The 13,286-nt window shown below is 60.6% G+C and carries 12 protein-coding genes and 1 pseudogene; 5 read left to right on the top strand and 8 right to left on the bottom strand.

The window, feature by feature from the left end; all coding sequences use genetic code 11:
* The first annotated feature begins 29 nt into the window (after positions 1-29).
* Positions 30-800: a helix-turn-helix transcriptional regulator gene (locus HTIA_RS16445; RefSeq protein WP_021029783.1), complete on the top strand. Its 771-nt coding sequence runs from the start codon at positions 30-32 to the stop codon at positions 798-800.
* Positions 801-1,070: 270 nt separating this feature from the next.
* Positions 1,071-2,411: an ISH6 family transposase gene (locus HTIA_RS12720; RefSeq protein WP_008524214.1), complete on the top strand. Its 1,341-nt coding sequence runs from the start codon at positions 1,071-1,073 to the stop codon at positions 2,409-2,411.
* Here the strand turns inward: HTIA_RS12720 and HTIA_RS12715 are convergent.
* The 4 genes from HTIA_RS12715 to HTIA_RS12700 all read right to left on the bottom strand — a co-directional run bounded on the left by HTIA_RS12715 (position 2,408) and on the right by HTIA_RS12700 (position 7,780).
* Positions 2,408-4,090 (bottom strand): tRNA uridine(34) 5-carboxymethylaminomethyl modification radical SAM/GNAT enzyme Elp3, encoded by a 1,683-nt coding sequence (locus HTIA_RS12715; protein ID WP_008524213.1) that lies wholly within the window; start codon positions 4,088-4,090, stop codon positions 2,408-2,410. The two genes, HTIA_RS12720 and HTIA_RS12715, sit on opposite strands and share 4 nt — an antisense overlap.
* 84 nt (positions 4,091-4,174) lie before the next feature.
* Complete coding sequence (locus HTIA_RS12710) at positions 4,175-6,352, bottom strand: OB-fold nucleic acid binding domain-containing protein (RefSeq protein ID WP_008524212.1); 2,178 nt, start codon at positions 6,350-6,352, stop codon at positions 4,175-4,177.
* 73 nt (positions 6,353-6,425) lie between these two features.
* Entirely contained in the window at positions 6,426-7,010 is a 585-nt protein-coding gene (locus HTIA_RS12705) for a YIP1 family protein (protein ID WP_008524211.1), read from the bottom strand.
* Between the two features lie 191 nt (positions 7,011-7,201).
* Positions 7,202-7,780 (bottom strand): NADPH-dependent FMN reductase, encoded by a 579-nt coding sequence (locus HTIA_RS12700; protein WP_008527273.1) that lies wholly within the window; start codon positions 7,778-7,780, stop codon positions 7,202-7,204.
* 30 nt (positions 7,781-7,810) lie between these two features.
* Between HTIA_RS12700 and HTIA_RS12695 the strand changes: the two are divergent.
* Positions 7,811-8,503, top strand: a pseudogene (locus HTIA_RS12695) (ABC transporter ATP-binding protein); the annotation flags it as partial.
* A gap of 43 nt (positions 8,504-8,546) precedes the next feature.
* Here HTIA_RS12695 and HTIA_RS12690 read toward each other — a convergent pair.
* The 3 genes from HTIA_RS12690 to HTIA_RS12680 all read right to left on the bottom strand — a co-directional run bounded on the left by HTIA_RS12690 (position 8,547) and on the right by HTIA_RS12680 (position 11,289).
* Positions 8,547-9,356: a nucleotidyl transferase AbiEii/AbiGii toxin family protein gene (locus HTIA_RS12690; RefSeq protein ID WP_008524132.1), complete on the bottom strand. Its 810-nt coding sequence runs from the start codon at positions 9,354-9,356 to the stop codon at positions 8,547-8,549.
* Complete coding sequence (locus tag HTIA_RS12685) at positions 9,353-10,186, bottom strand: type IV toxin-antitoxin system AbiEi family antitoxin domain-containing protein (protein WP_008524131.1); 834 nt, start codon at positions 10,184-10,186, stop codon at positions 9,353-9,355. Before HTIA_RS12685 ends, HTIA_RS12690 begins: the two co-directional genes overlap by 4 nt.
* A gap of 170 nt (positions 10,187-10,356) precedes the next feature.
* Positions 10,357-11,289: an HhH-GPD family protein gene (locus HTIA_RS12680; RefSeq protein WP_008524130.1), complete on the bottom strand. Its 933-nt coding sequence runs from the start codon at positions 11,287-11,289 to the stop codon at positions 10,357-10,359.
* A 105-nt stretch (positions 11,290-11,394) separates the two neighbouring features.
* Between HTIA_RS12680 and HTIA_RS12675 the strand changes: the two genes are divergently transcribed.
* Positions 11,395-11,724 (top strand): hypothetical protein, encoded by a 330-nt coding sequence (locus HTIA_RS12675; protein WP_008524129.1) that lies wholly within the window; start codon positions 11,395-11,397, stop codon positions 11,722-11,724.
* Between the two features lie 27 nt (positions 11,725-11,751).
* Here HTIA_RS12675 and HTIA_RS12670 read toward each other — a convergent pair whose 3' ends face one another.
* A complete protein-coding gene (locus HTIA_RS12670; protein ID WP_008524128.1) occupies positions 11,752-12,027 on the bottom strand; it encodes a PadR family transcriptional regulator in 276 nt (91 codons plus the stop codon).
* A gap of 520 nt (positions 12,028-12,547) precedes the next feature.
* Between HTIA_RS12670 and HTIA_RS12665 the strand changes: the two genes are divergently transcribed.
* Positions 12,548-13,270 (top strand): DUF7117 family protein, encoded by a 723-nt coding sequence (locus HTIA_RS12665; RefSeq protein WP_008524126.1) that lies wholly within the window; start codon positions 12,548-12,550, stop codon positions 13,268-13,270.
* Positions 13,271-13,286 lie beyond the last annotated feature (16 nt).

Here is a 13,286-nt window from a genome sequence, read left to right as displayed (position 1 = left end):
TTCCATTCATCTCAGTTAATAGAACGTCTATGCGCGAAGCGATTGACCCCCCGCTTCTCAATAGTATCGCCCGACGTGCCACGCTTCTTCAAGAAATTCGTGAAGAGAATATGGATAAAAATGACCTTGAATCTTCTTTAGACATCTCAAGATCAACCATAGATCGTGCGATCCGTCACCTTAGGAACGAAAATGTCCTTGACTATCAAGATGGAAAGTATGTACTAACTCAATATGGGCTACTTGCACTTGACGCATATCAAAATCTATGTGAAATATACAAGAAAATTTCCGAAGCAAGACCACTTTTCCAAACATTCGATCCCAGACCACCACTCGAATTATCGGAAATATATAATTCTGACATTATCTTATCTAAACAACATGCGCCCCATGCACCAATCGATCGACTAGAATGTCTGTTGAATGGATGTGATTCAATTATTGGTTTTTCCCCGGTTTTGTTGCCAATATTTCAGCAACTATTCTATAACCATATTATAGATAAAGGTGTAGAAACTGAGCTGGTTTTAGATGATAATGTTGTTAAACATCTCCTTACTTCATCTCCGTCAGAATTTCAGGAAGTACTTGAGGCTAAACACACAGATGTGCATAAAACTGAGAGAACTCCTAATTATGGAGTGATAATTATTGATGAAAAATGGGTTTGGGTTGGGATATATGATAGCCATGGAGGACTGAAAGGAGCGATTGTTAATAATAACTATTCATTACTTGAATGGGCAACGGACACCATTGATAGATTCAGATCACAGGGAAAACGGGTTCCTCCATGACTCAACAGTTATATACTTCTGCCGCGTGATTTATATATGCTGTGTAGTTGATTTTTAATGTCCACTATAGAGCTAAAGAAGTAATGAGTCGCATCTAATGTTAATAATACGACTAATGTCGATAGGATTGCTTAGGCCGACGCCTGGAAGTACGGTGCTTCATCCAACATACGATCAAATCATCGGTCGTGTCGCAAAGTCCTCTAGAGTTCAGTAACTGACTCCCCTGAGGAAGGGGACGCCTCTGGTGTCCACTCCGAGAGGTGCCCCATGCACGCCACAATCGACGTGCGGTTGACCGTTAGCATCGACGACGACAAAACGATACCGCTGGCCACGCTTGCCGAGTTCATCACCGATCAGAACATCGAATCAGTTCTTCTCGAAGGACTCGTCGAGAGCCTCGACGCGGCTCGCGTCGAGGCGCTCTGTGGTGAAAAACACGCCCACGGCAACGGTGACCAGCGCTACCAACGCGCCGGTACCGATACCCGCACGGCCGTCACAACCGCCGGTGAGCACGAATTCGACCTTCACTACGTCGAAGATACCGCCGCTGACCACGACGAACCCAGCTACTTCCGCCCCGTCGAAGATGTTCTTAGCTTCGACGGAGAAAACCGTTATCAGCAGGACATTGCGGCCAAGAGCGTCGATCTCGCTACCTCGCTCAGCTATCGTGACGCCGCTGACCACGGCGACGGCATCCTCTCGGAGATGCCGTCGCCGACCACGATCAACCGCCGCGCCAGAGAATACGGCAGCAAGCTCAAACAGTTCCTTCCAGACTGTGTCGCTGACACAGACGCTGATGCGGTTATTCCTGACGCCACGAAGTGTCACAGTCAAGACGACGACCGCTCGTACCACTCCGTCCAAGCCACGCTCGGCAAAGATACTGCCGAGGAGTCCCGCTCCCTGCTGGATCTCTCGGTCAACGCTGACTGGGACGAGACAGCCGCCGACCTCGACGACATCGACGCAGTCACTGACGACGCGACGGTCGTCAGTGACGCTGAGGAGGGTATGGTCACGGCCTTTACCGACGAAAATCGCAATCACCAACTTGATCTCGTCCACGTCGGCCGAACACTGGACTACAACCTCTGGGACGACGGCGTGTTCTCCTTGGATCGACGAAACGAGATCGTCTCGGAGGTGATCGACGAGGTGTTCCATCTGAAGAATTCGGTCGCCAAGCACCGGCCGGAAGAGGAGTTCGCGGCGATCCGCGAGCGGATCGCGCGAACGACCGAGCGTATCGAGAAGACAGCGTGGCAGTTGGATCAGTACGGGTCAGAGAAGGCTGCGGGGTATCTTCGGCGGTGGGTGCCGTCGATCGTGACGTTTGCCGAGCAGGCTGTCGAGGGGTTCGAGGTGCCGTGGACCTCGAACCCCGTCGAACGGCTGATGGGCGAAGTCAGCAAGCGATGCAAGAACCAGTGGATGCGCTGGACAACGGAGGGATTAGAGGCGATACTCCAGCTTCGGCTGGTGAAGTACGCTGATCCAGAGCACTACCAGGCGTTCCTTGATGAACTGCTCCAGCGATCGACCAAAACAGCAATGAGCTGTGACCTCTCAATTGAGAGTACCAGAGGCAAACTCTAGACCGCTTTGCGACACGACCAAATCATCTTGCTCACGTACGGGCCGTCTTGTCGGTACCCGAGTTGCTCCCGATAGTATTCCCGGGCACCGATCCCGCTGAGTATCGCGAGTTTGCCGTAGCCGGCGTCGACGGCGAGTTCTTCCGCGCGCTGGATCAATTGCTTCCCGTAGCCCTGGTGTTGCCAGTCCTCTCCCTCGTCGCCCGCCTCGCCGATCGGAATCTCGCTGCCGTAGACGTGCAACTCCCGGACGACGGCCGCGTCTTCGAGTTCCGGCCGGACGACCTCGCCAGGGAACCGGAGGCGTGAAAACCCGACCAGCAGATCGCGATCGCGATCTTCGAAACTGATGAAGTGCTCTGTGCCGCCCGCGGCCTCGTACTTTTTGACGTCGAGCGTCACGTCCTCGGGTTCCTCGTCGCTGTGGCCGACTTCACGACACCGGATGCACGAACACGACTCGCCGCGTGCTTCCATGCGCTGTCGGGCGAGTTGCCGGAGGTTCGACTTCTGGACGCCGGCCTCGATGAGTGGGGCCGGAATATCACGCTGCACTCGCTGGAGGCGCGTGTACTCGGGAATCGTCGGCTTGACGTCGGCGACGAGTTCGGCGGCCTCCTCGCTCGTGAGGGGCTCGAACTCCCCGCGGCGGTGCATGTCGTAGGTGACGGTCCCGCCGACGACGAGCGTGGGATAGATCTTCAGATAGTCCGGTCGCCACTCGGGTCGCTCGAAGAGTCGCCGGAAGTCCTCCCGGACCATCTCCTCGGTCATACCTGGCTGACCCGGCATCATGTGGAAGCCGACCTTGAACCCCGCATCGCGCAGCCGACGGTTGGCCTCGATGCTCGCGTCGACGCCGTGACCGCGGTGCATCTCGCGGTTGATCGACTCGTAGGTGGTCTGGACGCCGACCTCGACCTTCGTCCCGCCGAGGCGAAGCATCCGGTCGACCTGTTCGGGGCCACACCAGTCGGGCTTGGTCTCGAAGGTGGTCGCGACGTTGCGGACGTCGCCGGTCTCGTTGTCGGCGATGACGTCTTCGAGGTACCGGAAGTCGTATTCGTCGGGGTCCTGGGCGAAGTTCTCGGTCTCGGAGGGCTGGGGATCGCAGTCGGGATCGTACTCGTTCATCGCCTGGAGGGCGCGCTTGACGAACCACTCCTGGTAGTCGTGGCTGCGTGCGGTCATCGTTCCGCCCATGAGGATGAGTTCGACCTTCTCTACGGGGTGGCCGATCTTCCGGAGCTGGTGGAGTCGGAGCGTCACCTGTCCGTAGGGGTCGTAGTCGTTCTGGACCCCACGAGCCGCGGCGGGCTCCTGGCCGGTGTAGCTCTGTGAGCTTTCGAATTCCGAGTCCGGCCCACCTGGGCAGTACAGACACTTCCCGTGAGGGCATCGCTCGGGCGAGGTCATGATCGCGACCGGGGAGACGCCCGAGGCCGTTCGCATCGGCTTGCGCCGCACGACAGCCGCCAGCTCCTCGCGTCGGCCGTCGGGTGCCCGATCGAGCAGGTCCGAGTTCTTCGGCACCGTCGGCGAGGAGTGCTTCGAGCAGACGTCGCGTTTGGCAGCTTCGAGGCCGTCGCGGTCGAGGTCGCCGTTCAGAATCCGGTCGATCAACTCCTCGCAGGCGCGTTCGAACGGATCCTCGACCGCATCGGGCGCATCGGTACTCATTGCAGTGGCTCACTGTCGCTGTTTCGTTCGAATAAGCGTGTCGCTACTGGCATTCGAGCAGGCTGAAAATCCACCGCAGTCCGCTCAGATGCTGTCGACGATCGCCTCAAGCACGGCGTCGACGACGGTCGAGCGCTGTCCAGCCAGGAACTCGATGCGGTGTGAACGGGTGCTGAGCGGTTCGAGGTCGGCCCCTTCGACGGTCTCGTCGGCCGTCTCGACGAGTTCACGCACGTCGAGTTCGTGGCCGCTCCGGACGTGGAGTTCGTCCGCCTCGACGCCGACGATCGCCGTCAGGCCGTCACTCCGACGGTAGAGTTCGTCGAGCAACAGGGTTGCCGGCGGGAAGTCGTAGGTGTGGGTGAAGCGATCGATGTCGAGGACGCCGATCGTCTCGCCATCGACGGTTCGGCGTTCGAGATTCGCCTGCGCTGTCTCGACGGCGACGTCGAGTTTCTCACGGAACTGCTCGCTGACGTGACTCGCCAGCCCGCGCACGTCGGCGTCGGTCGTCTCGCGACCGCCAAAGAGCAGGTCCGTGACGAGTTCGCGCTTGTCCTCGTAGGACTGGTAGTAGGCCTCGAGGGCGACTGCCTCGCGGATTTCGCTGACGGCGGTCTCGTCGTAGCCGGCGTCAGCGGCGGCCTCAGCGTAGGCCTCGGAAACCTCGCCCCAGTAGCTCACAGCCGGCAGGTGGCGCAGTTCCGAGCGGACATCTTCCTCGACGTGTGCGCCGACTGTCGCCGCCAGTGCGCTCGCGGTCGGGCCGCGGGTCGTCCCGTCGGCGATGTCGACCGCGGTCGCGTCGGCATGGGGGGCGAGTGCGGCGTCGACCGCCCCGGCGATGGCCGGCTCGACGACGGTATCGACGACGACACGCTGGGCGTCATAGACGTCGAGCAACTCGAAGCCGTCGAGGGACTCCTCGGTCCCGCCGACGGCGACGAACACCAGTAGCGGGAGGTTCTCGTCGTGACGCTCGCGGTCGCCGAGCATGCGGGTCACGTCGGTCGTCGCGTCGTCGAGGCCGTAGACGTCACCCTCCAGCGGTCGCCGGTCGATGTAGTGGTACTCCGCGTCACGACGGTCGTGACGATCGCGAACCAGCGGGAGGACAGCGCGTTCGATCGCCGCCCCACCGACGTACCCGTCGGTCGTGGCGCTGTGGCGGACGATCACGGGGCGGTCTTCGAGGACTGCTCGGCGGATCTCGCCGACGACGTCCCGGATCGACTCGCTCTCGGCGGCGACCGCCTCGTCGTCGACGAGGAGTTCGATCTCGTCGGGCCGGGCGCGCTCGCTGAGCGTCGACTCGATTTCGTCGAGGACTGCCTCGCGTTGCTCGCCCTCGAACAGTTCGAGTTCCTCAGTCTCGACCTGGAGTTCGCCGCGGCGTTCCCGGACTTCGCCGTCGATCTCGACGACGGCTCCTTCCTCGACGCTCGGATACGCGCGGACGCCGGCCTCGACGAACGCGGCGCAGTCGACGGTTCCGGTACCATCTCGGAGTTCGAACACCGTCGGGCCACTCGTCTGGCGGGCGTCGACGATTTCGCCGGTGATTCGAACGGTGTCACCGATCCAGCCGTCGAGGTCGCCGACGTCGACGCTCGGCGGTTCGGGCGTCCGTTCGGTTTCGGTCGCGTCGGCTTCGTCGTCCGTCGTCTCAGCAGTATCGGTAGTCGCTTCCGTTGTCGCCGATACTGTCTCCGACTCCGTCTCTTCCGCGCCGACGGTTCCACCGCCAGTCTGGGAGTCCTCGCGCGTTCGGACAGCCCCTGCTGACGTTGCTTCAGTCTGTTCGGACGCCGTCGATTCGGTCTCGGCCGATTCAGCGCTGTCGGGCGTCGATTCGTCTTCGACCGGTTCGTCGGTCTCTTCGGGCAACAACTCGTGGTCTTCGTCAGGATCGTCGATGAGGACCCCGCGGAACTCCTCGTCGGCCTGGCGGATCGACCAGCTGAGGTCGACGTTGCCGTTGTCGCGCACGTTCGTGACGCGCACGTAGACGGTATCGCCGGGTTGCCAGTCGAGGCTCTCCAGTCGACTATCCAGTTCACTCTCGTGTAACAGTCCAGTGACGCTATCGCCGATGTCGACGAAGACGCCGAACTCGGCGAAGCCGTCGACTGTCCCGCGGTAGTATCGACCCGGCGTCAACTGCTCGGGTGTACTCCCGCGGAACTCGAAGACCGCGTCTTCCTCGTGGATGTCACAGATGTGCCCTTCGACAGACGTACCGCAGATGATACACGAACCCATTGATGTGAGCAAACGGGTCCGGCCTAAAACGGTTGTCGAAACGTCGCTGGCCCGGAGAGACGAGCGCCGCGGTTCAGACAAGCGCTCCGAGCGCATCGAACCCACCGAAGGCGACGCCATACAGCAGCGCCGCCGGGGTCGCTCCGGCGAGTGTGGTCTTCCAGTAGCTCACCTCGTGAACCGTCGACAGCCCGACGATCAACAACACCGATCCGTACCCGGCCGCCAGGAGTTGGAGCGGGGCCAATGACACCCCCGACACGACGCACGGGGCAGTCGCGTACGCGAGCACCTGGACGGTCTCGCTGATGCCCGCCCGATCCTCGGTGATCGGCCACAGCAGGATCGTCTGGATCGCCGCGAGAAGGTGGAGTCCGGTCGGCGCGATCAACACGACCGTCACGAGGACGGCGAGCACCGCCGACGCCACCGGACGACCGCCAAATACGGGCGCTCCGCTGGGAACTAGCACGTACCGCAGACTCTCTTCGATCGCCACGACGACGGAAAGAAAGACCAGTCCTGGTGCCTGATCCCCCGGCGCGACAGCCTGCCGGAAGAACTCGCGCGGTGCGGTCATCACGCCGATCCACGCCCGAAATAGACCGATCGGTCCGCGTTCACGGCCACGTCCCGCCGGATCGACCCACTGCGTCACGACCAGCCTTTATTCACCGAGGGGTTTGTCGGTTTGGTTCCCGTCAACGCGGTTTGGGAACTTCGGGCCGGACGGCCCGATCATACGGACAGTTGTAATTCGTTACCGCCCTGGGGATACCAGATGACGGGGTTCGAGGGGCGATCGGACGAGTATTCCATACATGCCGAAAATAGTTACAACTGTCCGTATCAGTCGTCTGCACCGACGTTCTCGCCGCTCTCGAAGGACGCCGGATCGGGTTCGATGTGGGCGTACTGGACCGTTTCCCTGCCGAGCGTTTCGATCAACTCCCGGTGTTCCTCATCGACTAACTCGCCGTCCTCGTAGGCATTCGAGGCCCGCGGGATCGCAACCTGCAGGGGGATGACCCAGGCGTCGAGCGAACGCCCGACCGTCCGGAGTTGTTCGAGCGCGGTAATCGGGAAGCGCCCGCCGGCGACCGCGAGCAGGCCGATCGTCGTGTGCTCGAACTCGTCGAAGCCACAGTAATCTAGGGCGTTCTTCAGCGGCGCGCTGAACGAGCCGTGATAGACCGGCGTCCCCAAGAGTACCGAGTCCGCCGCTTGAATTCGCTCACGAAACGTTTCGGCGTCCCCCGCGTTCTCGGTGTCGGCGTCGAACACCGGCAACTCCCACTCCCGGAGGTCGAGTAGTTCGGTGCTTGCCCCGGCGTCTTCGGCCGCGTCGAGAGCAATTCGGAGCGATTTTCTCGTATAGCTGTCGTCTCGTAAGCTCCCGGAGATGGCGACGACGTGTGTCTCGGCCATACCGGAGCCCACAACCGGGTACGTGAAAGACCCGACGGTCACGCCGGCAAGACCACGTTCGTCAAGCTCCTGCTCAGGCTCTACGACGTCGACGAGGGCGCGGTGACCGTCGACGGCCACGACGTCCGGGACGTGACGCTGTCGAGTCTCCGAGACTCCATCGGCTACGTCGGCCAGGAGAACTTCCTGTTCGACGGCACCGTGGCGGAGAACATCAAATACGGCGCGTTCGACGCTGACCGCGAGGCAGTCGTCGAGGCCGCGAAACGCGCCCAGGCTCACGAGTTCATCACCAACATGCCAGCGGGGTACGATACCGAAGTCGGCGAACGCGGCGTGAAACTTTCCGGTGGTCAGCGCCAGCGCGTCGCCATCGCCCGGACCCTGCTCCAGGGGCCGGCGATCACGGTCTTCGACGAGGCGACCTCCGCGGTCGACACCGAGACGGAACTGCTCATCCAGCAGTCAATCGACGACGTAGCCGCCGACCGGACGACGTTCGTCATCGCTCACCGCCTCTCGACGGTCCGGGACGCCGACACGATCCTCGTCGTCGAGGACGGTCGGATCGTCGAACGTGGGACCCACGACGACCTGATCGACGCCGACGGCCTCTACGCGAACCTCTGGCGGGTCCAGGCCGGCGAGATCGGCGCGCTGCCGGCGGAATTCCTCGAGGAGGCGAGCCAGCGCGTCGCCCAGCAGGGACTGGATACTGAGTGAGAGTGACCGGATTACAGTGATCCCATCGATGGCGGATACATTCTCACCGAAGTGATCCGCCGCTTGACATCGAATCGACATATTCCTCGAGGACATCGTAAACAGGACCGAACCCGGGGAGATCCGCAACAAGGTCGGGGAGCGTATTCTGCCAGCCGTCACGGATCTCTGCCCGTTTGTCTCCGGGAAGACCATCTCGGAGGTCGATGTCCAGCCCGTCGTGTTCACACTTCTGCGTGAATGCCGAAAGGATACCCGAGTCAGCAACGTCAGCCTCGGTAATCATCCGATAGAGATCGTAGTAGTCACGAGCCTGTGATCGCTGATAGAGCGCTCGCAACTTCTCTGCAAAAATCTCCTCCAGGCTGTACGCGGTCAGCTCGAATTCGGGGACATCTTCGTAGCTGTGGTGATGGCTTACCGAATCGAACACCACGTATTCGTCGATCATCACGTCCAGACTCGTCGTGTTCTTCTGACCGAGAACAGCGGTGTACTGGATATCGATATCGACGTAGTGCGTTGGATACGCTTCCTTCTGCAGTTCGCGGTGTTTGGTCACCTCGAAGTCGATACCGGATGTTCTGGCAGCGTCTTCCAGTGCGTCTTGCAACCCCGTTTCGCTCCCCCGGTACGCTCCCTCGACACCGAAATCGAGGTCCTCCGAATAGCGCCACGTCTCCGGGAAGTACAACTTGCTGAGCGCAGTGCCGCCCTTGAACAGCAGGTTATCGCCGTAGGAACTCGTATAGATCGCCCACAGAATCCACGAATTGACGTAGTTCTTCTCCGCGTAGCCGAGGCGAACATCCAGTTCTCTGGCCAGCCGTCGGAGTTGGGCTTCGGAAATCACGAGAAGTCCCCCGGAAGGAACGATTCGGGGTCGACGTTCAGGCGGAGTTGATACTTGCTATCGCGAGTCCCCGTCGCTTCTCTCGTCGTATCGAGTAGCGGGTACCCAGTCGTGAAGTTTTCGACGAGGTCTTGATACTTCGGAAGATCGATGTCTAACTGGTCAGCGAGATAGACGATTCGTTTCGTCGCGGCACCGTTCCCGACTCGCCGCAAGTACTCGACGACTCGCTCGAACGAACATCGCGTGTTGCCAGCGTTCTGCATCGCCTTCGCAAGCTCGTCGATGCCGCCACAGAACTCCGGATGGTCAGCACAATCGACCAGCGTCTTTTCGATACTCGAAACGTTCACTTGGTTCGACCCGACTGCAGTCGGTTGATAGCCGAAGAACTTCTTCTCAGTGACTGTCACCGGTCGATACGTAACTCCGTGGATTTCACGCCCTTGGGCGCGTTCTGTCGTCACGACGTACACAGTACGGGACAACTGCTCTGTAAGCCCGTGATGGTTCATCGCACTCCAGTACCCGATGTACATCGGCTCGACGAGTGCGGACGCGATCACGAACTCGTGTACGGTATACACTGAGTCCTCACCGGCAGCGAGTGGCAAAATGAGGTACTTCCCATGGGCAATCCGCTCAAGCCAGCCTTTCTCCTTGAGCGCGTATGCCATATCCTTTGCTGGCTTCCGTGGACCTTCGATTGCGTCTGCGATGTCACTAATAGTGATGATTTGTCGACCCTGGCTCGCAAGCCGTGACAGTGCCTGGGACTCACGCGTCGACAGACTCTTTCTTTGAGTCTCTTCCTTGTTTGTGGGCTCCATAGCCGCTCAGCGTACATAGGATATGAATCCGAACGGAAATAAAGACACCTATTGAGAGTTCGTTCGCCAAAAGTCACTTCCCTGGTCGCTCACAGTACATAGACTCTAAATACTATGTGGAAAATTATATTTCCAGTCGTCAGGTGTCGTCCGACAGATCACTCAGCCGGCTATCGGAGTCGAGCGATCGGTTGATCACTCCGCTCCTCGATCTCGACGAGCCCGTCATCAGCCAGGTCTTCGAGAAGGTTCCGAAGCCACTCGCGGCCGTACTCGCCTTCGGGCGCGTAGTCCACCCGAACTTTCGGCCCAAGTTCGTCCAGCGTCAGGTTCTCGTGTTCCTTCAACGCGCCGATCACGCGCCCGCGCATCTGTCGTCGACTCCCCTCGAAACTCGGCTGGGTCGGGACGTCGGGCGCGGTGAAGTCGCCGGTCTCGTAGGCGTCACACCACTCCCGCCAGGGACAGCCCACCTCGTCACAGCGAGGCGTCTTCTCGCAGGCCACGCCGCCCAGTTCCATGATCGCGTTGTTCCAGACCCGGGATTCGCCGTCGGGCATGAGCGCGTTGGCGACATCCTCGAAGGCTGCGTCCTCGTCGGGGATCGAGAACGCCCGATACAGCACACGCTTGACGTTGGTATCCACGACGGCGTCGCCGTTGTTGAACGCGAAACTCGCGACCGCGTTGGCGGTGTAGGGGCCGACGCCCATGAGTTCGGAGAGTCCGTCGGGTGATTCGGGGAACTCGCCGTCGTACTCCTCGACGACTTGCGTTGCGGCCTCGTGGAGGTACTTCGCCCGGTTGTTGTACCCGAGGCTGTGTGCCGACCAGAACGCGACGACGTCGCTCCGGTCGGTGGCCGCCAGATCCCCCACGGTCGGCCAGCGTTCGAGGAAGTCGTCCCAGGCGTCGACGACGCGGTCGAGCTGGGTCTGCTGGCTCATCACTTCCGAGACGAGGATCGCGTAGGGGTCATCCGTCTCCCGCCAGGGGTACTCGCGGTGATCGTCCTCGTACCACTCGATCAGTGCACGCCGGATGGCGTCCCGTTCATCGGGGAGGTCGACGGCGGCCTCGCTCATCGCCGCGCCGTAGGCCATTCGGGGGTTTATCTCTGGTGACTCCGGCAGCCGCCGCTGGTGGGGGCGGTCCGTCGTCGGCCACCGAGTCGAAAGGAGTTTGCGCGCGGGTCGTTTGCCTCCGATATGACTCTCGACGCGCTATCCGAGGACGTAACCCAGGCAGACGAGGAACTCGGCGGGGAGATCGCTGTCGATCTCGACCGCGAGACCCGCAACGAACTCGCGATGCTCGTGACGGCTCTCGGACCGGAATCGACCGACGAACTGCTCCGGCGTGCCGTCCACATGCTCTTTCAGAGCACCGTCGAGACTGGCACACTCGACTTTCACCTCAGAAGCGGCTACGACGTGACCTACGACGAATACCTCTCCGGCATGACGTTCGACGAGATGACGGGCACAAACCAGTTCCCACAGCAGGGCGATCCGGACGATCGACGCTACCAGTTTTGAACGCCAGAAACGAAGCAGTGCCGTTTTTCAAAGGTCGACGTACTGACTTTCCCAGTCACGTCGCGCCTCGATCTCACGGCGGCCGCGACGCGTCAGACTGTAGTAGTTCGTCCGACGGTCGCGCTGGCCCTTCTCGACGAGGCCCTTGTCGACGAGCGTATCGAGATTGGGATACAGTCGGCCGTGATGGATCTCCTTCTCGTAGTAGTCTTCGAGCTCTTCTTTGATCGCCAGCCCATGTGGCTCCTCCTCTCCCGCGATGACATATAGGAGGTCACGCTGGAATCCTGTCAGGTCGTACATCGGTAAAGTACGTACGAAGTTTATTATCGAGTAAATATAAATATACCGCTTCGTGTACCCAGAAGTGCCGTATTTCGCCATGTTGTGACCGATGAATCCCGCCAAACCGATAAATAATCCAGATGAGGGAAGTCTGGACAATCGACCGATAAACTCACAACGATACCGTTCCTCAATGCAGACTGGTAAGTTTCTTCACCGGATACGGATCCCGGGCGAACGAGTTGCGTTCAGAACGGTTGGCAGGGATAGTTACACCGTTGTCGAGTACACGAAAGAGTGGAAAGCGATCCACGCGGGGAAAAGCCCGCGTGAACGCTTGCCGCCCTGAATTGGTCCCCGCTGACGCTTCGGCCCTCCAAGCGAAGCGTCATCACTACATCACCGATGGACTGACTTAAAAGTACCGACCTCCTTGCAGTCTTTGCTCTGACTGATGGGATACCTGGGCGGGCCTGCCAGCAGTCACCACGGCCGAGATAACAGACTCGTTTTATGTTCGGCCGTCTATGGCTCAGGTATGCGGATCCGCGGCGAACGGGAGTGTCAGAACTGCGGTGCCCGGTGGACGTACTACGAGACAGCCAACGTGGAATGTCCCGATTGTGGCAGCCTGCGTAGCGTGGGCGTCGACGAGCGGACGCGCCACACTGCCACTCCAGTCGAACTCGATCTGACGGCCGCTCGCGAGGCGGTCAGTAACGAGTCACTGGCGACTGCGGCCGAACGCGCAGCCGACGAGGCAGGGGCATTCGTCCGCCGGTGCGGATTCATCGACGCCGGCGAACTCCGCCCGCTCGAGGGCACGTTCGTCGCCGCGATGGAACTCAAACACGTCGGCCGAGCGCTCGCCCGGTCGATGGACGTCAGTGACGACGAACAGCGGTATCTGCTCGCACTTCTCGAAGGAGCAGAATCGGGAACGCGACCGGACCCGTCGTCGGTCCCCGAATCGATGAGGAGCGTTCGCGGCCTCGCAGCCGCAGCGGCGGTCGAGGCCTACCGGCGCGACCTTCGGCAGTATCTCGAGGACGAACCCGACGAGGATGCGAGAACAGTTCTCGGGAGCGTCGAGGATCACCGGACGCGGGTGGCTGCCCTCGACGGAGACGTTCCACCCGGACACGCCGAAACCCTGATCGAGGCCGCCCGCGCTGTCGGTACCGCCCTCATCGAGGACGACGACGCACTGGCCCGCGCCCGTGAGCACCTCGCGACGCTCGATCCGAATCCAGACGCGTAGAATTGACCGCGGCTTC

The sequence above is a fragment of the Halorhabdus tiamatea SARL4B genome (assembly GCF_000470655.1).
In the GTDB taxonomy this organism is placed as follows: Archaea; Halobacteriota; Halobacteria; order Halobacteriales; family Haloarculaceae; genus Halorhabdus; species Halorhabdus tiamatea.
Note: the sequence above shows the minus strand (reverse complement) of the source record. Positions and strands in the feature narration are given on the sequence as shown.

Bases quoted from the DNA above. Each gene is read 5' to 3' on its own strand.
- HTIA_RS12700 (WP_008527273.1), bottom strand. From the start codon at position 7,780: ATGGCCGAGACACACGTCGTCGCCATCTCCGGGAGCTTACGAGACGAC.
- HTIA_RS12680 (WP_008524130.1), bottom strand. From the start codon at position 11,289: ATGGCCTACGGCGCGGCGATGAGCGAGGCCGCCGTCGACCTCCCCGAT.
- HTIA_RS12665 (WP_008524126.1), top strand. From the start codon at position 12,548: ATGCGGATCCGCGGCGAACGGGAGTGTCAGAACTGCGGTGCCCGGTGG.
- HTIA_RS12685 (WP_008524131.1), bottom strand. From the start codon at position 10,186: ATGGAGCCCACAAACAAGGAAGAGACTCAAAGAAAGAGTCTGTCGACG.
- HTIA_RS12710 (WP_008524212.1), bottom strand. From the start codon at position 6,352: ATGGGTTCGTGTATCATCTGCGGTACGTCTGTCGAAGGGCACATCTGT.
- HTIA_RS12715 (WP_008524213.1), bottom strand. From the start codon at position 4,090: ATGAGTACCGATGCGCCCGATGCGGTCGAGGATCCGTTCGAACGCGCC.
- HTIA_RS16445 (WP_021029783.1), top strand. From the start codon at position 30: ATGCGCGAAGCGATTGACCCCCCGCTTCTCAATAGTATCGCCCGACGT.
- HTIA_RS12670 (WP_008524128.1), bottom strand. From the start codon at position 12,027: ATGTACGACCTGACAGGATTCCAGCGTGACCTCCTATATGTCATCGCG.
- HTIA_RS12720 (WP_008524214.1), top strand. From the start codon at position 1,071: ATGCACGCCACAATCGACGTGCGGTTGACCGTTAGCATCGACGACGAC.
- HTIA_RS12675 (WP_008524129.1), top strand. From the start codon at position 11,395: ATGACTCTCGACGCGCTATCCGAGGACGTAACCCAGGCAGACGAGGAA.